The sequence below is a fragment of the Microtetraspora sp. NBRC 16547 genome (genome assembly GCF_030268965.1).
Taxonomy (GTDB): domain Bacteria; phylum Actinomycetota; class Actinomycetes; order Streptosporangiales; family Streptosporangiaceae; genus Microtetraspora.
Genome location: NZ_BSSE01000022.1, coordinates 97,413 through 117,811, shown reverse-complemented (window position 1 = coordinate 117,811; position 20,399 = coordinate 97,413). Strand labels below are relative to the sequence as shown.

General features: G+C 71.2%; 16 protein-coding genes. 6 read left to right on the top strand and 10 right to left on the bottom strand.

What is annotated here, in order from left to right; genetic code table 11:
* Together QSK17_RS26280 and QSK17_RS26275 are read right to left on the bottom strand one after the other, a co-directional pair.
* Window positions 1-927: a DUF4429 domain-containing protein gene (locus QSK17_RS26280; RefSeq protein WP_285707981.1), complete on the bottom strand. Its 927-nt coding sequence runs from the start codon at window positions 925-927 to the stop codon at window positions 1-3.
* 10 nt (window positions 928-937) lie between these two features.
* Window positions 938-1,396, bottom strand: a complete 459-nt coding sequence (locus QSK17_RS26275; protein WP_285707980.1) for a VOC family protein — start codon at window positions 1,394-1,396, stop codon at window positions 938-940.
* A 135-nt stretch (window positions 1,397-1,531) separates the two neighbouring features.
* Between QSK17_RS26275 and QSK17_RS26270 the strand changes: the two genes are divergently transcribed.
* Complete coding sequence (locus QSK17_RS26270) at window positions 1,532-1,663, top strand: hypothetical protein (RefSeq protein WP_285707979.1); 132 nt, start codon at window positions 1,532-1,534, stop codon at window positions 1,661-1,663.
* On the opposite strand, the gene QSK17_RS26265 is transcribed toward QSK17_RS26270, so the two are convergent.
* Window positions 1,653-2,441 (bottom strand): hypothetical protein, encoded by a 789-nt coding sequence (locus tag QSK17_RS26265; protein WP_285707978.1) that lies wholly within the window; start codon window positions 2,439-2,441, stop codon window positions 1,653-1,655. The two genes, QSK17_RS26270 and QSK17_RS26265, sit on opposite strands and share 11 nt — an antisense overlap.
* Window positions 2,442-2,775: 334 nt before the next feature.
* On the opposite strand from QSK17_RS26265, the gene QSK17_RS26260 reads away from it, so the two are divergent.
* The 5 genes from QSK17_RS26260 to QSK17_RS26240 all read left to right on the top strand — a co-directional run bounded on the left by QSK17_RS26260 (window position 2,776) and on the right by QSK17_RS26240 (window position 10,729).
* Window positions 2,776-3,546 carry a peptidoglycan recognition protein family protein gene (locus QSK17_RS26260; protein ID WP_285707977.1) on the top strand — a complete coding sequence of 257 codons (771 nt, stop codon included), beginning with the start codon at window positions 2,776-2,778 and terminating at the stop codon, window positions 3,544-3,546.
* 169 nt (window positions 3,547-3,715) lie between these two features.
* On the top strand, window positions 3,716-5,572 hold the full coding sequence (locus QSK17_RS26255) for a methylmalonyl-CoA mutase family protein (RefSeq protein WP_285707976.1): 1,857 nt from the start codon (window positions 3,716-3,718) through the stop codon (window positions 5,570-5,572).
* Window positions 5,569-7,686, top strand: a complete 2,118-nt coding sequence (scpA, locus tag QSK17_RS26250) for a methylmalonyl-CoA mutase (protein WP_285707974.1) — start codon at window positions 5,569-5,571, stop codon at window positions 7,684-7,686. Before QSK17_RS26255 ends, scpA begins: the two co-directional genes overlap by 4 nt.
* A gap of 2 nt (window positions 7,687-7,688) precedes the next feature.
* Window positions 7,689-8,654: a methylmalonyl Co-A mutase-associated GTPase MeaB gene (gene meaB, locus QSK17_RS26245; RefSeq protein WP_285708003.1), complete on the top strand. Its 966-nt coding sequence runs from the start codon at window positions 7,689-7,691 to the stop codon at window positions 8,652-8,654.
* A gap of 131 nt (window positions 8,655-8,785) precedes the next feature.
* Entirely contained in the window at window positions 8,786-10,729 is a 1,944-nt protein-coding gene (locus QSK17_RS26240) for a CehA/McbA family metallohydrolase (RefSeq protein ID WP_285707973.1), read from the top strand.
* 79 nt (window positions 10,730-10,808) lie between these two features.
* Here the strand turns inward: QSK17_RS26240 and QSK17_RS26235 are convergent, their stop codons facing one another.
* The 7 genes from QSK17_RS26235 to efeO all read right to left on the bottom strand — a co-directional run bounded on the left by QSK17_RS26235 (window position 10,809) and on the right by efeO (window position 20,365).
* On the bottom strand, window positions 10,809-12,278 hold the full coding sequence (locus QSK17_RS26235) for a hypothetical protein (protein ID WP_285707971.1): 1,470 nt from the start codon (window positions 12,276-12,278) through the stop codon (window positions 10,809-10,811).
* 209 nt (window positions 12,279-12,487) lie between these two features.
* A complete protein-coding gene (locus QSK17_RS26230; protein WP_285707970.1) occupies window positions 12,488-14,053 on the bottom strand; it encodes a serine/threonine-protein kinase in 1,566 nt (521 codons plus the stop codon).
* Complete coding sequence (locus QSK17_RS26225; protein WP_285707969.1) at window positions 14,050-15,726, bottom strand: serine/threonine-protein kinase; 1,677 nt, start codon at window positions 15,724-15,726, stop codon at window positions 14,050-14,052. Before QSK17_RS26225 ends, QSK17_RS26230 begins: the two co-directional genes overlap by 4 nt.
* Before the next feature lie 113 nt (window positions 15,727-15,839).
* The gene (locus tag QSK17_RS26220; protein WP_285707968.1) at window positions 15,840-16,730 is read right to left on the bottom strand and encodes a hypothetical protein; all 891 of its coding nucleotides are present in this window, start codon (window positions 16,728-16,730) and stop codon (window positions 15,840-15,842) included.
* A gap of 34 nt (window positions 16,731-16,764) precedes the next feature.
* On the bottom strand, window positions 16,765-17,649 hold the full coding sequence (locus QSK17_RS26215; protein WP_285707967.1) for a hypothetical protein: 885 nt from the start codon (window positions 17,647-17,649) through the stop codon (window positions 16,765-16,767).
* 251 nt (window positions 17,650-17,900) lie between these two features.
* Window positions 17,901-19,235: an iron uptake transporter deferrochelatase/peroxidase subunit gene (gene efeB, locus QSK17_RS26210; protein WP_285707966.1), complete on the bottom strand. Its 1,335-nt coding sequence runs from the start codon at window positions 19,233-19,235 to the stop codon at window positions 17,901-17,903.
* Entirely contained in the window at window positions 19,232-20,365 is a 1,134-nt protein-coding gene (efeO, locus tag QSK17_RS26205; protein WP_285707965.1) for an iron uptake system protein EfeO, read from the bottom strand. The genes efeB and efeO overlap by 4 nt, the downstream gene beginning before the upstream one ends.
* Window positions 20,366-20,399 lie beyond the last annotated feature (34 nt).

Genomic DNA, 20,399 nt, shown 5'->3' with positions numbered 1-20,399 from the left:
TCAGGGTCGGCGGAGCCCTCGCAACAGCACCTGCTTGGCCGTACCGAACTCCTCGTCGGTGAGCACGCCGGAGCGGTGCAACTCGCCGAGTTCGCCCAGGCGGCGTATCAGGGCGTCCTGGCTCTCCAGCTCGGCCAGGCGGGCCAGCAGCGCTTCCCGATCATCCGATCCGGTTGGCGGTGCCTCGGGACGATGCGGCAGCGCGGCCCGCTCATCGGCCTGCTGATCGGCACGGCGGGGCAGCCGAGCCAGTACGGCGGCGGCGACCAGAGCGGTCAAGCCGCCGTATCGCTGCACGCCCCAGGACAGGCAGCAGAGGTCATCCTCCGGCGACTTCGCGGGGCCGCCGCCTCTGAGGCGGAAACGCAGCCGGCCGTAGCTCGCGCCGGACTGCGGCGCCCACTCCACGCTCTCCACGTCCGCCAGGGAGAACGTCTGCGGACCCGCCGACTCCTTGGCCGACGTGGCGAACACGGTCCAGTCCAGGTGAACCCGCTCGCCGTCGAAGCTCACCGCGCCGTCGCCCGCCGACGCCGACACCGGTACGGCCGGACCGGGCAGCAGGAAGGATTCACTCGGGCCGTTCGGCACCCGCTCCAGGGTCAGATGGGTGCGCACCTCGTCGACAAGGTACTCGGCGGCTCCGGTGCGTTCCTTCGGGATGGCCAGCCGGTACGGGTCGGCGGCTCCCGACAACCGCCCGGCGACGACGTCGGTCAGCGGGTCGGCTCCGGGCCGTAGCCGCAGCTGGAGGTTTCCGCCCTTTCGCGCGGGCTCGAACGACATCCCGGAGATGGCCGAAAGGGGAACCAGCAGCTCGCCGAGCGCTTTACGTAGCTCGTGGACGGATTTACCGCTGCCAGGAACGATCCTGAGGGTTTCACCGTCAAACGTCCACGATCCATCCGCAACCGAAAGCTCAGCCATACCTTTTACCCTAGTCAGTGATCGTCGTTTCCCAGGGCAGTTGATCATTCCTGGCCGGGTCCCGCTGGATGAACTCCAGCCTGTTGCCGACCGGATCGTGCGTGTAGAAACGGCGGTGGCCGGGGAAGTCGTCGTCCCAGACCACCTCGACGCCATGGTTCGTGAGGCGGGCGGCCAGGCCGTCGAGATCGGCGACGTGGATGCCGGGATGGGCCTTGCGAGCTGGCCGGAAGCCCTCCTCGACGCCCAGATGGATCTCCAGGGTGTCGGCCCGCACCCAGAGGCCGCCGCGCGCGGCGAGCGCCGGTGGCTTGGGGATCTCGATCATGCCGAGGATCCCCACGTAGAAGGCGCGGCAGGCGTCCTCGCCACCCCGCTCGATCGCGAGCTGGACATGATGCAGGCCGTAGCCGAAATCCGACACGTGGTCCGGGCCGTATCCCTTGCTGGAGACGGTCTCCTCTGTCATAGGCGCTCCTCGGCTCGTGGTGTCCGTTCGCGAGACGACCTTGCGTGGTGGCACGCCCCGCGGATCCGGCACCTGCTGACATCTTCGCCGTTTTCACCGCGCACATTGCGCCCCATATTTCGGTAATTTCCTGATATGCGGATGATCGACTTGGTGGACGGCGGTCGCCGGGGGCGGCCGTACGGCGGTGTGCGCGGTCTCCAGTTCGACCACGAGCTGGAGACCGCGCTCGATGTCGGCGGCCGGGAGAGGCTTGTCAGGCGATGATCGCGACGACCGCGGAGGCGTAGCCGACGGCCTCGAGCGCCGCCTTCACCGTGCCGTCGAGGTTGAGCTTGACGCTGTTCTTGCAGCTCACCTGGTAGCTCGAGGACGCGCGCCAGGCCGTGGGGAGGGAGGAGATGGAGCCTGACTTGCTCCAGTTGTGGTCACGGGAGCCGGAGTCGAACGTTCCATGGAGTCGTCCGAAGGTCTCGAACACGAAGGCGGAGCCCGACGACATACGGACGACGCAGACGCCGGTGTAGTTGTAGCTGGTGCCGCCCGAGTCGTGCATGTGCCCGGACCACTGGTACGTCCCGTTGTCGTACAGGGTCAGCGACGTCCACCCGCCCACCGGGACCCCTCCGCTGAAGGTGACCTTGCGGTTGACGACGATCGGCGAGGGCAGCTTGGACGACGAGGCGAGGCGGCCGGCCGCGGCGGCGTTGTCGGCCCGCGCCTGGTTGCGTACGGCGGGGGTGACGCAGACGTCGTCGCCGGAGAACGCCTCGCGCCAGACGTAGCCGGCCACGCAGGTGTGCGGGCCGTACGCGCCGTTGGTCCAGCGGGAGGCCTTGACGGCGTTGTCCTGAGCGGTCTGCGCGCGTACGGCAGGGGTGACGCAGACGTGGTCGGAGGGGCGGGCCTCGCGCCAGACGTAGCCCTGAGCGCAGGTGTCGGAACCGTAGTCGGCGGCGGACGCCGGCGCGGCGGTGACGACGGCGGGCAGGACGCCGAGGCCGGTGATCGCGGCGGCGGCGAGACCAAGTGCGGTGCGCTTCATGGTGATCTCCTGAGAGCGGATGCTTCCCGGCGTGACCCCTTGCCTTCCGGGCTCGTGTACCGAGTGAAAGCCCGCCCGGTTACATGTCCCTTGACCGCGGCATGCGTGGCGCTTTTCAAGGACCCTGCAAGGGCGCGCTGCCTCTGCCGGGGTGACGTCGCGCAGCCCGGAGTACCAGCAAAAATTGTGAAAAGGATGCCATTTAGTTGGTAATGCGGTTAGGGTCGCTTTGCCGGATTCCCGGGTCGAGTGCGTGAATGAACCGCCGGCTCCGGACCTTTTGCCGGGGCGTCCGGCGGTCCCCCGTCCGCCTTGCCCATCCGGGAGTACGTCCGTGGCCATCGACCTCGTGTCCCGCGCCGAGTGGGGTGCCCGTGCCCCGAGGGGCTCCTACTCGCGGCTGACCTCCACGAAGGGTGTCAAGGTCCACTACACCGGAGGCAGGGTCGATCCGGCGATCGTGGACGACCACGCCCGTTGCACGGCGGTCGTGAAGTCGATCCAGAGCTTCCACATGGACGGCAACGGCTGGATCGATATCGGGTATTCGATGATCGCCTGTCCGCATAGGCAGGTATTCGTCGGGCGAGGCCCGCACAACCTTCCGGCGGCCAACGGGTCCGGCCTTAATTCCGGCCATTACGCCGTGCTCGGCCTGGTCGGCGACTCCGGGCTGGTGGAGCCGCCCGACGGCCTCCTGCACGCGATCCTGGACGCGGTCGACTACCTCCGTGCCCAGGGCGGCGCGGGCAAGGAGATCAAGGGGCACCGTGACGGCTACTCCACCGACTGCCCGGGCGCCGCCCTCTACGCGTGGGTGAGTAAGGGCGCGCCACGCCCGGGCGGTGGCGGCCAGGAGCCGGACCCGGAGACCGCCCTGAAGTGGCCCGGACGTCTCCTGAAATATCCGCCGATCATGCGGGGCGACGACGTCCGCGACTGGCAGCGGCAGATCGCCCGGCTCGGCTACGCGATCGAGGTGGACGGCGCGTACGGCCCCGAGTCCAAGGCGGTCTGCGTCCGATTCCAGAAGGACAGGAACCTCGACCCCGACGGCATCGTCGGGAAGCTCACCTGGAACGCCGCCTTCACGCCCGCGACCTGAGCGGCCGGCCGAAAACGCGGGGCACCCGCCGGCATCCCGCGGATCAGGGGTCGCCACCGGGCGGATCGCCCGCCGATCACTCGCCGGTGCCCGTGATGTGTGACTCCCGCTCCCGGACTTCGGGACCCCGGATAATTGTTCTGGAAGCGGTGCGCCTAGCATCCCTCGCATGACGGTGCCGCCTCTTGAAGTCGCCGCAGGGTTCCCGCCGGGCACGCGGGAGAAGTGGCGCACGCTCGCGCTCGGAGTCCTCCGGAAGTCCGGTGTCCTCGCCGACGACGCCGCACCCGCCGCCGCCGAGGAGGCGCTGTCCTCCACGACCTACGACGGCGTGACGGTCGCCCCCCTCCACGACGCCTCCGACCTGCCCGACGCGCCGCGCGTCGTGCGCCCCGCGGGTCCGTGGGACGTACGGCAACGCCACGCGCACCCCGACCCGGCGGTCACCAGGGAGGCCGTGCTGGCCGACCTGGAGAACGGTGTCACCTCCATCTGGCTGGACCTGACCTCCCTCGGCCCCGAGGCGCTCCCGCGGGTGCTCGACGGCGTTTACCTCGACCTCGCCCCGGTGGTCCTCGACGCGGGCGACCGGGCGGCGGAGGCGGCCACGGCGTTTCTCGACCTGCTGGCCGAGCGCGGCGTGACCCCGCCGGGCGGCAACCTCGGGATCGATCCGCTGGGCGCTCGCGCGCGCGGCGCGGGCACGTCCCCCGGGTTCGATCCCGCACGCCGGCCCTCGCCCACGGATGTCTTCCCACGGGCGAGCGACGGGGCCAAGGAGCTCCTCCTGCGCTGCGTGCGCGATTTCCCCGCGCTGCGGACCTTCGTCGTCGACGCCCTGCTGTACCACGACGCGGGTGGCGGCGACGCCGAGGAGCTGGGGTGCTCGATCGCCACGGGCGTCGCCTACCTGCGGACCATGACCGACGCGGGACTCTCCGTCGAACAGGCGCTCGGGCAGCTCGAGTTCCGCTACGCGGCCACCGCCGACCAGTTCCTCACCATCGCCAAGCTCCGCGCGGCACGCCGGCTGTGGGCCCGCGTGGCCGAGGTCGTCGGCGGTCCGGGCGCTCTGGGGAGGCAGCTCCAGCACGCCGTCACCTCGTCGGCGATGATGACCGCCAGGGACCCCTGGGTGAACATGCTCCGCACCACGCTGGCCTGTTTCGGCGCGGGGGCCGGCGGCGCGGACGCGGTGACCGTGCAGCCGTTCGACGCCGTCCTCGGCCTGCCCGACGCGTTCGCCCGGCGCATCGCCCGCAACACCCAGTCGCTGCTGCTGGAGGAGGCGGGCGTGGCACGCGTCCTCGACCCGGCCGGCGGCTCGTGGTACGTCGAGCGGCTCACCGCCGACCTGGCCGAGCGCGCCTGGGCGTGGTTCCAGGAGATCGAGCGCGCGGGCGGGATGGCCGTCGCACTGGAGCGGCTCGTCCCCGAGCGGCTGGCGGCCACCCGTGCCCGGCGCGCCGACGGCGTCGCGCACCGGCGCGACCCGATCACCGGCGTCAGCGAGTTCCCCAACCTGACGGAGAAGCTGCCCGAACGCGAGCCGGGCCCCGGCCTCGCCGGGACGGGCGCGATCTCGGAGGAGGGCTTGCCCCGGATCCGGTACGCCGAGGAGTTCGAGGCGCTGCGCGACCTGGCCGACGCCCAGGATGAGCGGCCCACCGTGTTCCTCGCCACGATCGGGCCGGTGGCCGTGCACACGGCCCGCGCCTCTTTCGCGGCCAACCTCTTCGCGGCGGGTGGCGTGGCGACCGTGACCAGCGGGCCGGGCACCGACGCCGAGGCGATCGCCGCGGCCTTCCACGACGCGGGCACGCCCGTCGCCTGCCTGTGCTCCAGCGACCGGCTGTACGGCGAGCACGCCGAGGCCGTGGCCGCGGCGCTCCGGGAGGCGGGGGCGCGGCGCGTCTGGCTGGCCGGCAAGGGCGAGTATGAGGGAGTGGACGACCGTGTGTACGCGGGATGCGACGCGCTCGGCGTGCTGCGCACCACCTTCGACGACCTGGGAGTGAGCCGATGAACATTCCTGACTTCTCGGGAATCGACCTGGGATCCGGGGCGGCCGCCGCGTCGGACGTCGACGGCGTCGCGTGGGAGACGCCCGAGGGCATCGAGGTCAGGCCGTTCTACACGGCGGAGGATCTCAAGGGGATCGACTTCCTGGGGACCTACCCCGGCATGCCGCCGTACGTGCGCGGGCCGTACCCCACGATGTACGTCAACCAGCCGTGGACGATCCGCCAGTACGCCGGGTTCTCCACGGCGGAGGAGTCCAACGCGTTCTACCGGCGCAACCTCGCCGCCGGGCAGAAGGGCCTGTCGGTCGCCTTCGACCTGGCCACGCACCGGGGCTACGACTCCGACCACCCCCGGGTCGCCGGCGACGTCGGCATGGCCGGCGTCGCGATCGACTCGATCTACGACATGCGGCAGCTCTTCGACGGGATCCCCCTCGACCGGATGAGCGTGTCGATGACCATGAACGGCGCGGTCCTGCCGATCCTCGCGCTCTACATCGTGGCCGCCGAGGAGCAGGGGGTGGCGCCCGAGCAGCTCGCCGGGACCATCCAGAACGACATCCTCAAGGAGTTCATGGTCCGCAACACGTACATCTATCCGCCGGGCCCGTCGATGCGGATCATCTCCGACATCTTCGCGTACACGTCGCAGCGGATGCCCAAGTTCAACTCCATCTCGATCTCCGGCTACCACATCCAGGAGGCCGGGGCGACCTGTGATCTGGAGCTGGCCTACACGCTCGCCGACGGCGTGGAGTACCTCCGCGCCGGGGTGGCCGCGGGCCTGGACATCGACGCCTTCGCGCCGCGGCTGTCGTTCTTCTGGTGCATCGGCATGAACTTCTTCATGGAGGTCGCCAAGCTCCGCGCGGCCCGGCTGCTCTGGGCCGAGCTGGTCCGGGGCTTTGGCGCGAAGAACCCCAAGTCGCTGTCCCTCCGTACGCACAGCCAGACCTCCGGGTGGTCCCTCACCGCCCAGGACGTGTTCAACAACGTCGTGCGGACCTGCGTCGAGGCGATGGCCGCGACACAGGGGCACACGCAGTCGCTGCACACCAACGCCCTGGACGAGGCGCTCGCCCTGCCGACGGACTTCTCGGCGCGGATCGCCCGCAACACGCAGCTCCTGCTCCAGCAGGAGTCCGGCACCTGCCGGGTGATCGACCCGTGGGGCGGTTCGTACTACGTCGAGCGGCTCACCAACGATCTCGCCGCCAAGGCGTGGGGCCACATCCAGGAGGTCGAGCGGGCCGGCGGCATGGCCCGGGCGATCGACCAGGGCCTGCCCAAGCTCCGCATCGAGGAGGCCGCGGCCCGCACGCAGGCCCGCATCGACTCCGGCCACCAGCCGGTCATCGGGGTCAACAAGTACCGCCCGCAGGCCGACGAGCCCATCGAGGTCCTCAAGGTCGACAACACGGCCGTGCGCGAGCAGCAGCTCGAGAAGCTGCGCAGGCTCCGCGCGGAGCGCTCGCAGGCCGATGTGGACGCCGCGCTGGAGGCGCTGACCAGCGCCGCCGCGCAGGGCGGGAACCTGCTGGAGCTGGCCGTCGACGCCGCGCGCGCCAAGGCGACCGTCGGAGAGATCTCCGACGCGCTGGAGAAGGTGTTCGGACGCCACGCCGCGGAGATCCGTACGATCTCCGGGGTGTACCGCGAAGAGGTGGGCGAGGGAGTGGACGGCGTCCGCGCGGCCTGCGCCGAGTTCGAGAAGGCCGAGGGCCGCCGCCCGCGGATCCTGGTCGCCAAGATGGGCCAGGACGGGCACGACCGGGGCCAGAAGGTGATCGCGACCGGCTTCGCCGACCTCGGCTTCGACGTGGACGTCGGCCCGCTGTTCCAGACGCCGGAGGAGGTCGCGCGCCAGGCCGTGGAGGCCGACGTGCACATCGTCGGCGTCTCGTCGCTCGCCGCCGGGCACCTGACGCTGGTCCCGGCGCTGAAGCGGGCGCTGGCCGACCTCGGCGCGGACGACATCATGATCGTCGTCGGCGGCGTGATCCCCCCGGACGACTTCGACGCGCTGCGCGAGGCCGGGGCGGCGGCGATCTTCCCGCCCGGCACCGTGATCGCCGACGCCGCCCTGGACCTCCTCCGCGCCCTCTCCCACGCGTGATCATGGAGAACCAGCTCAACGACTACGTCAGCGGCGTGCTGGCGGGGGACCGGCGGTGGATCGCCCGCGCCATCACGCTGGTGGAGTCCACCCGCGCCGACCACCGCGAGCTCGCGCAGCGCCTGCTCGCCGAGCTGACCCCGCACGCGGGGAAGGCCCGGCGGGTGGGCGTGAGCGGCGTCCCCGGAGCCGGGAAGTCCACGTTCATCGAGGCACTCGGCACCCTTCTCACCGGGCGCGGGCACCGGGTGGCGGTGCTCGCGGTCGACCCGTCGTCCAAGCGGTCCGGGGGCAGCATCCTCGGCGACAAGACCCGGATGGCCCGGCTGGCCACCGATCCGAACGCCTTCATCCGGCCGTCCCCGACCGCGGGGACGCTCGGCGGCGTCGCCACGGCCACCCGGGAGGCGATGGTCGTCGTCGAGGCCGCGGGCTACGACATCGTCCTGGTGGAGACCGTCGGCGTCGGCCAGTCCGAGACCGCCGTCGCCGACATGGTCGACACGTTCCTCCTCCTCACCCTCGCGCGTACGGGCGACCAGCTCCAGGGCATCAAGAAGGGCGTCCTGGAACTGGCCGACGTGATCGCGGTCAACAAGGCCGACGGCGAGCACGAGACGGCCGCCCGCCAGGCCGCGAGGGAGCTGGCCGGGGCGCTCAGGTTCCTCCGGACCGGGGAGACGGCCCCGGTGCTCACCTGCAGCGGCCTGACCGGCGCGGGGCTGGACGAGCTGTGGAAGCACGTCGTACGCCACCAGGAGGGCATCGACCTGGCGAGCAAGAGACGCCGCCAGCAGGTCGAGTGGACGTGGGCGCTGGTGCGCGACCGGCTGCTCGCCCGGCTGCACGAGAAGGCCGGGCCGATCGCCCCCGAGATCGAGCGGCAGGTGCTCGACGGGAGCCTCACGCCCAGCCAGGCCGCGGACCGGATCCTCGCCGTATTTTCGGCCACGGTCGGGGATTTGTGACGAGCGGGACGCGTCATTTCCTCCCGGGTGTTACAGACCGCTACCTCCAGGAGAGGAGCGCCGCCGACACGCGGCTTCCCACACAGCGTGTTGTGTGACTATGGCCCCGTTATCGACTACGGGGAGGCACGATGCATCACGACCCGTTGCTGCCGCCGCCGGTGGCACGCGCGCTGGACGAGTACAGGAACCTGCTCACCGAGCACGGCATCACCTGGGGGGAGCCGCCGCTCGACTACGTCCGGATGATGACGTTTCTTCGGTTTCCGGACGAGGCGGACCGGATGGACATCGGCGCCGACCTCGACGCGGCCTTCAGGGACGTGCTCGGCGAGACCCTGCCGGACGGGCTCGTCGCTCTCCGGCTGGCGCCCCACGGCCACCGACTCGAGCCAGGGGCCGTACGCGCGGTGGTGGCCGCCGAACCGCTCAGGGTCGCGCTCATCGTCGACTCCTCGCGCGACGCCGCGACCGCCGTCGAGGTGGACGGCAGGCCGTACGAGATCAGGGCGCGGGGGGCCCTGCTCGTGGACATCCGCAGCGACTCGGTCCTGACCGTGGACGGCGAGCCGGTCGACCTGTCACCGCTCCGGCGCCACGCCGTACCCTCCCGGCTGCGCCTGCGGGCCGGCTTCCCCTGCCGCTGGAGCGTGACGTCTGAGGGCGGCCAGGGGTGGTATCCCGAGGGCGCGCCGCACCGCTACGACTACCACGGCATGCCGTTCTTCCACGGCGACGACGTCGTCCTCGACGTCCCCGCCGAAACGCTCACCGTCCGGGTCACCCGCGGCATGGAGTACGACTGCGCCGAGGTGACCCTCGTGCCGGAGCCGTGGCGGGAGACGCTCGTCGAGCTGACCCCCGAGCGGATCTACGACGCCGCCGCGCGCGGCTGGTACGGCGCCGACCTGCACGTCCATCTCAACTGGGCCGGTGACCTCGTCGCCCCGCCCGCCGCGGCGGCCTTGATGCAGCACGGCGAGGACCTGCACCTGCTCAACCTCGTCGCGGGCAACGTTTCGGGCGAGCGCGTCTATGACAGAGAAGCCCTCCAGCACTGGGCCGGACGCGACCTGCCCTGGTCGGACGCCGGGCACATCGCCCGGATGGGCGTGGAATACCGCAACGACCTGTTCGGGCACATCCATGCGTTCGGGGTGACGACCCCGCCGGACCGCTTTCACACCGGCTTCGGCGGTGAGGCCGACTGGCCGCCGAACGCCACCGCCTGCGGCGAGATGCGGGAGACCGGGGCCGTGCTCGCCTACGCCCACCCCTTCCACGCTCCGATCTCCACGCCTGAGGAGATCATCGGTGTGGGGCGCAGGAACTGCTCGGCCAGGGCCGTCGTGGTCGACGCCGCGCTCGGCCTCGTGGACGGCATGGAGCTGCTGCACTTCTCCGACATCATCGGCACCGCGCAGGTCTACCGGCGGTTGATCGGCGCGGGCAACCGGCTCACGGCGCTCGCCGGGACCGACAGCATGTTGTCGTTCACCCGGCAGGAGACCGTCTCCAGCCCGCCCGGTTGGGAGCGTGTCTACGCCCGACTCGACGGTCCCCTGACCACTGAGGGGTACGTCGAGGCCATACAGCGGGGCCGTACGTTCGCCACCACCGGGCCGTGGCTGGAGCTGGACGTGAACGGTCACCAGATCGGCGACACCGTGAACCTGTCGCCCGGCGACCTGGTGACGGTCCGGGCGAAGGCGATCGGGCCCGAGGTCGAGCGGGTTGAGATCCGCACCGCCGACGGCGTGCTCGCCGAGGGAGGCGGCGGCGAGCTGACCGCCGCGTTCACCGTGACGGAGCCGACGTACCTCGTCGCGGTCGCCTCCGGCGGCAGGCACCCCCGGTCGCTGCACCGGCAGGTCTACGCCCACACCAGCCCGATCTATCTCGACGTGGCCGGGCGGCACGTCGCCCACGCCGAGGACGTCCGCTGGTGCCTGCACTGGCTGGACCTGCTCGAGGAACTGGTGCGAGGACAGGCCCGGCTGGACGGCGAGGGACAGCTCCGCGACCATCTCGACCTCATCGAGAAGGCGCGCGCGGTCTACCGATCCCGCCTCTGACCCACGGTGCCGGGAGGCCTGGGCCGGGAGGACTGGGAAGAACGCCGGCCCGGAGCAGAGCATCCGTAAGGCGGCGGGATCACTCCGTGGCGAGGGCGTCCGTCATCGCCCTCGCCACGGCCATGGCTCCGGCCAGGCCCTCCTTTCCGCGCATGAGCGTGGACCTGGCCGAGTTCAGCGGGGCGCCCTTCGGCCGGTCGGCCCCGTAGTAATCGACGGTGATCACCGCGGGGCCGTACAGCACGGCCACCTGGCCGATGCCGGCGTGCACGGTAGGCGTCCGGTTCGTCCGATATTGCTGGTAGGCGGCGTCACCCAGGCCAGCGACATCGGCTGACTTGTACCAGAACAGGCTGTCGGTGATCCCGCTTCCGGCCCACTTCCTGCCCTCCGCGCGCTGGTCGATGAACCGGTTCTTCGCTCCTTGGGGATCCTCGGCGCCGACCCGGTTCGTGAAGCGCTGGACGGTGACGAAAACGCCGCGCAGCCGCGACTTCGCGCCCGCGGTCAGGTCGCGGTTCAGCCACTTGCACTCGACCCTGGTCGAGGCGCCGTCCTGTGTCTGGGTGGCCTTCGGCGTGGCCCCCGGCGCGAAGCGCAGCGCGACCGGAGACACCTGGGAACACGTGTCGGGCAGCGCGATCTCCGAAGGCGACGCCGAGGGGACGGCCGAAGGCGACGCGGCCGGAGTGGGAATCGGGCCGGTGGCGGTCGAGCCGCCCCCCGCGTCCGTGCCCGAGCCGGTGGAGGAGGCGCCGCCGCGGTCCCGCCAGGCGGACACGGACGCGGCCACCTCCCCGAGCAGTACGGAGACCTCGCGGAGCGCGTTCTCCTCCGTCACGCCCTGGACGCTCTCCGTGGAGAAGATGGGGGCGTCCTTGCGCTGCTGACGGGCCTCGTACTTCAGCTCGATCACGATGTCGCCGACGCGGCCGAACCCTTGGCCGTAGGAGTACCTGTTGCTCTTGGCGTCCCGCGCCCAGGTGTACCGGGCGAAGGCCTCCTCGCCGACGCCGGGCAGCGTACGGACCTTGGAGCTGTAGTTCTCCTTCGTCGAGTGGCTCTCGGCGTACTTCCCCGAGGTCAGCTCGGCGTCGTAGAAGTCCCTGGCGACCCGGAGGGCGGTCCGCTCGCCGTCCGCGTCGTACCGGGTCACCTTGATCTCGATGCTCCGCGACCTGACGTACTCGCCGAAGGAGAAGTTGTCGTTGCGCAGGGTGCAGATCCAGCTGATGTAGCCGGTGTCCTCCCGGCGGTCCCGGGTGTCTCTGTTGCTCTGCGCCTGGGGGACCAGCCGCTCCACAGTGGCGCGGCGCGGCATGGCGCACGCGTCCGGCGCGGCGAGCGTGGCGCGCGGCGAAGATGCGGTGCCCGCCGGGCGCGCGGCGTCGCCGCTTCTATCGCGGAACACGAAGAAGGCGGTCACGGCACCGGCGGCGACCAGCGCGGTCGCGGCGGCCACCGCCGGAACCACCTTGCTACGGCGGCGCCGGGGGATCGGCGCGACCATCGTGCTCAGCCCCGTCGGCCCCGTCGGCACGCCCGGCATGCCGGGTCCCGCTGGTCCGCCCGGTCCGCCCGGTCCGCTCTGCCCATTCGCTGCGTACGGCCACGAAGGCGGGGACGAGGGGCCGCCGGCCGTGTCGGGTGCCATGGGGCCCGGGTGGCCGGGCCAGGGCGTCATGGGGCGGCCGTTCTCGGCCCCGTTCGGATCGCGCGGGCCGTGTTCCTGGCTGTCCATGTGCTCTCCTCGGGGGCTCAGACGCGGCCGATCGCTTCCGCGGCGAGTTTCGCGGCGCGCTCCGCCGTACGCCGGGCGGCGGGGGTGACGGCGGGGCCTTCCATCTGGTGGTACCGGACCTCGGCGATCAGGTTGTCAACGCGGAACCAGACCGTGCTGGCGGTGGATTTCTGGAAGGCGTTCGACACGTCCTGCGCGAAGCCCTCGGCGCCGGCGCCGGGTACGTCCCGGACCCCGGACGTCGTCTCGTGGAACGCGGTCCCCTTGACGGACGCCTGAACGGAACGGCGGGAGGCGAGGGAGAGCCGGGCGGCCTCCCCGCTGTGCTCGGTCCGGAGCAGCAGGGTGACGCTGCGCCAGACGATCCCGTCCTCACGGAACCGCCACTCGCACTCGCCGTCCGCCGCCGAGGTTTCGGTGGGGCCGCCGAGAAGCTCGTTCGCCTGGGCGTCCGTGAGCTGGGCGCACGAGTCGGGAACCGTGGCGAAACGAGCGGCGCCGCTCGTGCTCCCTGCTTGAGAGGCGTCCGGCCGCAGGGCGAGCCAGCCCGCCGTGCCGGTGGCGGCCAGGGCGACGAGCACGGTGGACACGATCAGCAGCGACTTCCGCTTGGCAGGTCGCGCCCTACCGTGCCGCGAGGGCGCGGTGGGCAGGATCCCCGACACAGGCGACGACGGGTCGGACCATGCGGCGGGCGCACCGGCCGTGGGATGTGTGGCCGGTGCGGGGGCGGGGTCGTGCGCGGCGACCGCGCGCAAGGCCTCCCGCACCGCGTCCGGGGAGGGACGGGCGGCCGGATCCTTGGCCAGCATGGCGAGCAGGAGCGGGCCGAGCACGGGCCCGGCCCGCTCAGGCGCCGGTGGATCACGCAGCAGGATCGCGGCGGCCACGGCGGCGGCCAGTTCGCGCGCGAATGGAGCGCGCCCCTCGACCGCCGTATAGAGCGTGGCCCCCAGCGACCACAGGTCGGACGCGGGTGTCGCGGCGCGGCCGGAAAGCCGCTCTGGCGCCGCGTACCCGGGAGAACCCGCCGTGGTGAGCCACGTGCCCGTCTCCCATTCGGCGTCGGGGGCGGATCCGGACGTGTCGCCGGCGGCGGCCGGTACGGCGATGCCGAAGTCGGCGAGCAGGGCCTGGCCGTGCTCGTCGAGCAGGACGTTGGCGGGCTTGACGTCGTGATGCAGGAGCCCCTGGGCGTGCGCGGCCGAAAGGGCGCCGAGGAGGCGGAGCCCGATCTCGGCGACCCGGCGCGCGGGCAGCGGTCCGCCGTTCTTGATCACATGGTCCAGCGAGCGGCCGCGGATCAGATCCATCACGATCCACGGCCGGTCCCGGTCGAGTACGACGTCGTGGATGACCACGATGGCCGGATGGCTGAGCCTGGCGGCGGAGCGGGCCTCCTGGATCGCCCGCCCCCCGAAGGCGTGCCTGGCCTCTCCAGTGAGCTCGGGTGGCACGCGGATGTCCTTGACCGCGACGTCGCGGTGCAGCATCTCGTCCCTGGCACGCCAGACGGTGCCCGCACCGCCCTCACCGAGGGTTTCGAGCAGGCGGTATCGACCGGCCAGCAGCACGCCGCTCATCCCTTCGTGCGCAGCACGGCGTCGCCCATGCGGGCGACGGAGAGCGCCGCGCTGCGGATGTCGTCGTCGGTGGGGGTGGTCGAGAGCGTCGAGTAGGCGGCCTCGACCACGAGGTCGCCCAGCCGGAAGAGCACCACGCCGGCGAACGTGTGGCCCTGCGGCGTCGTGAACTCGTAGGCGAGCGCCTCGTCCCCCACGCCCGTGACGGGCCGGGGAGCGGTCTGCACGAACGCGATCGGGCGTGTCTGCCCGATCTCCTTCCACCTCCAGTCGCCCTTGAGCCCCTTGGCGTACTTCTTGGCGAGGCTCTCGTACAGCAGGCGGGAGGACTCCTCGGTCATGGCCCAGGGGTCGGGCGTGTCGGAGTCCTTCTTCGGGATGAGGCTGATCCCCTCGCCCCTGACCGCCCACTCGCAACCCGCCCCGGAGACCGAGCCCTTCGGCGCCGGCGCCGTACGGACGACCTCGTGGACCTGCTCAGAGGTGAGCAGCGCGCAGAAGTCGACGGGACGTGTGAACGACGGTGCCTTCTGAGCGCTGTCGTCCGGAAGCACGACGAACGCCACGGTCGCGGACACCGCCGCGGCCAGGGCCACGACCGCGCCCCCCAGGAGCACGCGCCGTCTCGTGGCCGTGGGACCGGCGGTTCCCGGCGCGTTCGGCATGCCCGGAGCGGCGGCCCACGGGTCGTGCGGGCCGGGCTGGTGGGCGACGTTGTGCGGGTTGGAGTGGTCGGCGACGCCCACCGGATGGCCCGGCCCTCCCGCGCCCTGCCAGACGGGGTAGCCGGGGGCGACCGGCCCCGGCGGGATCGGCGTCGGAGAGGCCGGGACAGGCGACAGCGTGGGAGAGCGGCCCTCGGAGACGTCGACGAGCAGCCGGAGCGCGGTCGCGGTGTCCGGCCGTGCCGCGGGGTCGCGGTCCATCATCCACATCAGCAGCGGCCCCAGGGTGCCGGCGCGGCGCGGCGGCGGGGGAGTCCTGCTGGCCAGCGTGGCATGGATCCGCTCGATGGGGCCGCCGTCGTACGCGGGGGCGCCCTCGGTCGCGAGATACAGGGTCGCGCCGAGGGACCACAGGTCGGAGGCAGGTCCGCCGGTGGCGCCGTCGAGCCGCTCGGGAGAGATGAAGCCGGGTGACCCGATCGTGGTGTCGGCCGCAGTCAGCGTGACCTGACCCTCCAGCCGGGCGATGCCGAAATCGGTCAGTATCGTACGCCCGTCCTCGTTGAGGAAGACGTTCGCCGGTTTGACGTCTCGATGCTGGATGCCGTGCGCGTGCGCCTCCCGGAGGGAGCCGAGCACCTCCGCGCCCACGCGGGCGGCCCGCTCCGGGGACAGCGGCCCCCGTTCCTTGACCTCGTCGGCGAGCGTGCGGCCGCGGAGCAGCTCCATGATGATCCATGGCCGCCGGTCTTCGACCAGTACATCGTGCAGGCTGACGATGCCGGGGTGCCGGACCCGCGCGGCGGCCCGCGCCTCGCGTACGGCGCGTTCGACGGTGTGGGCGCGCTCCGCCTCGTCGAGACCGTCCGGCAGGCGGAGCTCCTTGATCGCGACCTCGCGTTGGAGCATCTCGTCCCAGGCCAGCCAGACCGTGCCCATCCCACCACTGCCAAGTTGACGGCGCAGGAGGTAACGAGAGGCGAGTCGTCCCCCAGAGGACTCGGGCATATCGGGAGGATAGTGGATGGGGCGTGCGTGAAGGTCGAGTTGGGAGTGACCGAAGGGAGCGGGCGAGGCATCTCTCCTGGTCAGGTTCGACCTGGCGTCCGCCGCTGAGGCCGTCACATGCCGAATTCCTCGAAGAGCCGCCCGGTGATGGCCTTCGACCTAGGTGAGTACGCCGGGTAGAAGTCCTTGCCGCACTCCAGGTCGTCCAAGGCGGCCTTGATCTCCTTGTTCAGGTACGGCCTGGCCTCCGCGACGGTCAGATCCGGCTGGTAGGTCATCTGGATCTGGCCGTCCTTGGCCGGGGGCGCCACGTCCGGCACGTCGGGCCGCTGCTGCCTGCCCAGTTTGTCCGACTGTGCCCAGAACACCCGGAAGCCGCGATCGGACATGGCCCCCGGCGTGGTCTTGCCTACCGGGTAGCCCTTGCCCTTCAGGCAGCCGGCCATGGCCGTGGCGAGCTCGACCAGCTGGGGGTCGCCGTCGAGTTCGGCGGCCGTGGCGCGCCGCATCGCCATGTTCATCTGCTCGTAGTAGTCATCGGCCGACTTCAGGTCCTTGCCGATGACCTGCTTGACCGCCGCGATGACGCACGCGTCGAATGCCTTCCGGTAGGCACCGCCCTGGGCCGCGGAGAGCCTGGACTGGATCTCCCGGTTGGGGTTGGCATCCGGCTCTGCCGAGCCCTGCATCTCCTTGGGGTAGACGAACTCCGCGAACACCCCGAACCCGAACTTGGCACGATATTTCCGCATCGCTTCGTAGTCGCCGGAGGCGCGCTTGATCTGCTCATCGCTGTCCTGCTTCTCCGGCCGCACGTAGGCGACGTACTTGAAGCCCTTCTGCTTCATGCAGTCCGCCTTGACCGCTTCGAGCTGGTGCTTCTTGTCCTTGGCCGCCGCGTTCGGCGTCGGCTGGGCGCTCTCGGCCGCGCCCCCGCAGCCGCCGAGAACGGTCAGTGCACAAAGGCACAGCGCGGCCGAGGCCACAATTGATCTTCTTGGCATGGGAAAGGACCATACTCCGTTGAAAGAAGTATGGTCAATCCAGGAGATGTCGACGCGGCCGATACGGCGCGATGGCCGCCCCCAGAGTCAACAGCACCAGCATGCTCCAGTAGGCCAGGTGTTGTCTGGTCAAGTACTCCACGCGGAGGTTCAGCTCCCCCGACGCGGCCAGCAGGTAGATCCCCGAGGCGAGCGCCCAGCGCAGGTCCCGGGCCAGATACGCGCCCACCACGGCCAGCGCGAAAACGCCCACCTCGACGGACAGCCTGCTCAGGCTGATCGGGTACGGCGTGCCGTCCGGCATCCACGCCGGCCCCGCCCACGCGATCGGCGGCACGGCAGCCCACCACCACCAGGACCTGACCCGCACCGGCCCGCCCCGCCGGATGAGCACCAGCAGGCCGAGCAGTGCGACCGCGAACGCGCAGGCCACCGCGAACGGGCTGCTCCGCTCGAACAGGAAGTCTCTGGTCAGGAACGTCGGAGAGACCGGCACCAGGGTGAGGTCGAACACCTGCCAGCCGCCCGCGATGGCCACCGACTTGGCGCCGGTGAGGGCGGTGAGCGCGAACGCCGCCCCAAGCTGGCCACGCAGGATCGCCAGCAACGCGAGCGCCGACAGCAGCGTCCACCACGGCACCGCGCCCGCGTACGGCAGCAGCGCGGCCAGGTTGGCCACGGACACGGCCGTGATGCCGAGGTGCACTCCGTCCGCCCAGGTGCTGCCGGTCGCCAGATGGGCGATACGCGCCCGGGCGCCGCCGAAGATCAGGCCCAGCGCCTCCCTGAACACCGGGACCGACTGCCCGGGACGGGCCGACTCCAGCAGCACGTCGAGCAGTTCATCGCCATGCGCGGCGCGGTACGACCTCGGGTAGGCCAGGAGCAGCCTCCGGTAGCACCGCTCTAGCGTCGTCATACGCCGAACGGTCTCAGGATGAGGACCCGGCCCGCGGACAGTCGCCCGATCGACGTGCTGATCGCGCGGCCGTGGAGCGGACCGCAGTGTAACGCGGTGAGCACGAAGTACATCGGCTCGCTGACTTCCGAGGTTGCCCTGGGCATGGGGCCATTATTCCGTTCAACGGACCCTCGGTGATGCCTGCCCGCTGCGAGGGCCGGCGCTCGGTGTCACTCCCCTCGGCAACGCGCACGGCCGCGTCAGCCGCGTCAGGTGAAGAGCGCGCGGCCCCAGTAGTCGCCGGCGTCGGTCACGCCGGGCGGGCAGGCGAACAGGCCGCTGGAGACATGCTTGATGTACTCGTTGAGCGCGTCCTTGGCGGCCAGCTCGCGCTGGATCGGGACGAACTGCTTGTGCGGGTCCCGCTGGTACGCCATGAAGAACAGCCCCGCGTCGAGGCGTCCCAGGCCGTCGGAGCCGTCCACGTAGTTGTAGCCCCGCCGCAGCAGCCGGGCGCCGCCATGGGCCGAGGGGTGCGCGAGCCGTACGTGCGCGCTGGCGGCGATCACCGGCTCCCCGTCCGAACCGGTCTTGGCGAAGTCGGGGTCGTCGAACTCGGCCGCGCCGGTCAGCGGGGCTCCGGCGCCCTTGTCCCGGCCGAAGATCGCCTCCTGCTCGGAGAGCGGCGCGCGGTCCCAGGTCTCGATGTGCATCCGGATCTTGCGGATGACGAGGTAAGTGCCGCCGTCCATCCAGGCCGGGCCGTCGCCCGCGGTCGCCCACAGGTGGTCGCGGAGCATCTCGGTGTCCTCCAGCTTCAGGTTGGCGGTGCCGTCCTTGAAGCCCATCAGGTTGCGCGGCGTCGCCTGCGCCCGGGACGTCGAGGACGTACGGCCGAACCCGAGCTGGGAGTAGCGCACCGACACCTTGCCGAATCCGATCCTGGCCAGGTTGCGGATGGCGTGCACCGCCACCTGGGGGTCGTGCGCGCACGCCTGGACACAGATGTCGCCGCCGGAGATCTCCGGAAGGAGGTCGTCACCGCGGAACTTGGGCAGCTCGGCCAGCGCGGCCGGCTTCCTGTCCGCCAGTCCGAACCTGTCGTCGAACAGCGACGCGCCGAAGCCGATCGACAGGGTCAGGCCGGAGGCGGGCAGTCCGAGGGCCTCGCCCGTGTCGTCCGGCGGAGCCTCGGGGTCTCCGCCGACCGCGCCGAACGTGCCCGCGTCCTTGCCCTGGGTCATCCGCGCGGCGGCGGACGTCCAGTCCTGGAGCAGCTCGACCAGCTCGGCCCGCTTCTCCGTCGTCACGTCGAACGTGACGAAGTGCAGCCGGTCCTGGGCGGGGGTCACGATCCCGGCCTGGTGGGCGCCGTAGAACGCGACCGCGTCGGACGTCGACGCGGCGTGCGCGGCTCCGGACGGGTCCGTGTCGAGGACGCGGCTCGCGACCGCGCCCACACCCACCGCGCCCGCACCGACCGCGGCCACGCCGGCCGCGCCGAGCCCGAAGAGCTTCCTGCGGCTGATGTTCATGTGCTGCTCCGTCCCGTACGGCTGCCGCCGCTGGTCCTCGTATTCCGCATATCCGGACGATCCGGTCACTTGCTCACGGTGGAGGCGATCCGGCTGATCGGCTCCGACAGAGCGTTGATCACGTCGGACAGCTTCTTCAGGTCGTCCTTGGACAGGTCGGTGTGCAGCTTCCAGCCGTCGCCCTTGCGGTGTGCCTCGAGCGCGGCCTCGGCGGCGGCGAACTTCTCGTCGAGGGTCTTCACCAGGTCGGCGTCGCGCTCCTCAAGGACCGGGCGGAGCGCCTGCACGGCGGCCTTGGAACCCTCGAGGTTGGCGTCGAAGTCCCACAGGTCGGTGTGCGAGTAGCGGTCCTCCTCGCCGGTGATCTTCTTGGTGGCGACCTCGTCGAGCAGGCCCTTGGCGCCGTTGCCGAGCTGGAGCGGGGAGAGCGTCGCCTCGTTCGCCTTCTCGACGATGGTCGTGATGTCGGTCATCAGCTTGTCGGCGATCGGTCCGTCCTTGCTGACGTCCTTCTTCACCCAGAGGTCCTTCTCGAGGCGGTGGAATCCGGTCCATTCCTGGCCCTTCTCCACATCGTTCTCGCGGGCGTCGATCGCCGGGTCGAGGTCGCCGAAGATCTCGGCCACCGGCTCGATGCGCTCCCAGTAGGTCCGCGAGACCGGGTAGAGCCGCTTGGCCTTGTCGATGTCGCCGGCCTTGACGGCGTCCACGAACTCCTGGGTCTTGACGAGCAGCGTCCCGCTCTGGGTCTTGATGTAGCTCTTGTAGCTGGCGGTCGCCTCGGCGAGCTTGGCGTCGTCGCTCAGCGGCTTGTGCTCGCCGGTCACCTTCAGCGGATTCCTGATGCCCTTGCCGACCATGCCCGGCTTGCACGCCGTCTCGTACGTCCCGGCGGGCAGTTCGACGATGACGTCGCGGGTCAGCCCGGGCACGATGTTCTCCACCTCGCCCATCACCCGGTCGCCGCTCGCGTAGACGTAGAACTCCGTCACCTTGCTGCCGGTGTTCGTGATCGAGAAGGTGGAGGTGCCGGCGGGAAGCTCCGTCGCGGCGACCTTGCACTCGGTGTCGCCGGCCGCCACGGAGATCTTTCCGGGCTTGGCGCCGCCGCCCGGCGCGGCGGTGTCGGTCGTGCCCGAGGAGCAGGCGGCGGCGAGCAGGCCGAGTGCGGCCACGGCGACCACGGCGGGGGTGCGCATGCGGAGGACTCCAGTTCTGGGAAAAGCTCGATGA

Bases quoted from the DNA above. Each gene is read 5' to 3' on its own strand.
- efeO (WP_285707965.1), bottom strand. From the start codon at position 20,365: ATGCGCACCCCCGCCGTGGTCGCCGTGGCCGCACTCGGCCTGCTCGCC.
- QSK17_RS26215 (WP_285707967.1), bottom strand. From the start codon at position 17,649: ATGACGACGCTAGAGCGGTGCTACCGGAGGCTGCTCCTGGCCTACCCG.
- QSK17_RS26230 (WP_285707970.1), bottom strand. From the start codon at position 14,053: ATGAGCGGCGTGCTGCTGGCCGGTCGATACCGCCTGCTCGAAACCCTC.
- QSK17_RS26255 (WP_285707976.1), top strand. From the start codon at position 3,716: ATGACGGTGCCGCCTCTTGAAGTCGCCGCAGGGTTCCCGCCGGGCACG.
- QSK17_RS26275 (WP_285707980.1), bottom strand. From the start codon at position 1,396: ATGACAGAGGAGACCGTCTCCAGCAAGGGATACGGCCCGGACCACGTG.
- QSK17_RS26220 (WP_285707968.1), bottom strand. From the start codon at position 16,730: ATGCCAAGAAGATCAATTGTGGCCTCGGCCGCGCTGTGCCTTTGTGCA.
- QSK17_RS26235 (WP_285707971.1), bottom strand. From the start codon at position 12,278: ATGCCGGGCGTGCCGACGGGGCCGACGGGGCTGAGCACGATGGTCGCG.
- QSK17_RS26280 (WP_285707981.1), bottom strand. From the start codon at position 927: ATGGCTGAGCTTTCGGTTGCGGATGGATCGTGGACGTTTGACGGTGAA.
- QSK17_RS26240 (WP_285707973.1), top strand. From the start codon at position 8,786: ATGCATCACGACCCGTTGCTGCCGCCGCCGGTGGCACGCGCGCTGGAC.
- QSK17_RS26225 (WP_285707969.1), bottom strand. From the start codon at position 15,726: ATGCCCGAGTCCTCTGGGGGACGACTCGCCTCTCGTTACCTCCTGCGC.
- scpA (WP_285707974.1), top strand. From the start codon at position 5,569: ATGAACATTCCTGACTTCTCGGGAATCGACCTGGGATCCGGGGCGGCC.
- meaB (WP_285708003.1), top strand. From the start codon at position 7,689: ATGGAGAACCAGCTCAACGACTACGTCAGCGGCGTGCTGGCGGGGGAC.
- QSK17_RS26265 (WP_285707978.1), bottom strand. From the start codon at position 2,441: ATGAAGCGCACCGCACTTGGTCTCGCCGCCGCCGCGATCACCGGCCTC.
- QSK17_RS26270 (WP_285707979.1), top strand. From the start codon at position 1,532: ATGCGGATGATCGACTTGGTGGACGGCGGTCGCCGGGGGCGGCCGTAC.